This window comes from Ruminococcus sp. AM26-12LB (assembly GCF_003480785.1).
GTDB classification, from domain to species: Bacteria; Bacillota; Clostridia; order Lachnospirales; family Lachnospiraceae; genus Blautia_A; species Blautia_A fusiformis.
On record NZ_QUJX01000006.1, the window covers coordinates 184,886 to 185,634 of the forward strand.

The window sequence follows — 749 nt, forward strand, 5'->3', positions numbered from 1 at the left end:
AGTTGAAAGATCCCAATGCAGATCTGAACACTTTTATGGAACGCATGGCATCAATGGTTGATGCAGAGTGGCAGGCACGGGCAGATAAACGCTTTAATCGTCTGATGAAAGAAGCGCATCTGCGATACCCGGCGGCGGATCTGGACGATACTATTTACCGTCCAGAACGTCAGCTTGATACCCAGACAATAGAGCGACTGAGTACCTGCCATTGGATAGAGGAAGGAAAGAATCTCATTGTAACAGGATCTTCCGCCAGTGGAAAAACTTATCTAATCAATGCTTTTTGTGTAACTGCAATGAAGCAGTCTAAGAGTGTAAAGTATATAAAAGCGAACACTCTTATGAGCGAAATGGAACAGGCACGTATCAAATCCACAAATCTGGATTACCTGAATAAGCTGACCAAGCTGGATCTTCTTGTGATCGATGATTTTGGCCTTATGGATCTCGATCTTGATAAATGCCGGGATCTTTTTGAAGTCCTTGACACCAGGGATGGAAGGAAATCAACTGTAGTCATCTCACAGTTTCCAGTCAGTACATGGTTTGATATGTTTGCTGATAATACCTACGCTGATGCGTGCCTTACACGAATCACAGATAAGCATCATACATATCGTCTGGAGATGAACGGTATAAATATGCGTGAAACAGAATGATATCATCTAGCGGTACTTCGTACCGTTAAAAATGGAATAGCCGTTCCGCAGTAGCGGAACTGGCATTCCGTTTGAGCGTAATTTGCA

At 43.3% G+C, this 749-nt stretch carries 1 protein-coding gene; it reads left to right on the top strand.

All coding sequences use genetic code 11. The annotated features are described in order from the left end of the window. On the top strand, positions 1-662 hold a 662-nt coding region (locus tag DW694_RS06405), incomplete at its 5' end, for an ATP-binding protein (protein ID WP_286186887.1). Between the last annotated feature and the right edge of the window lie 87 nt (positions 663-749).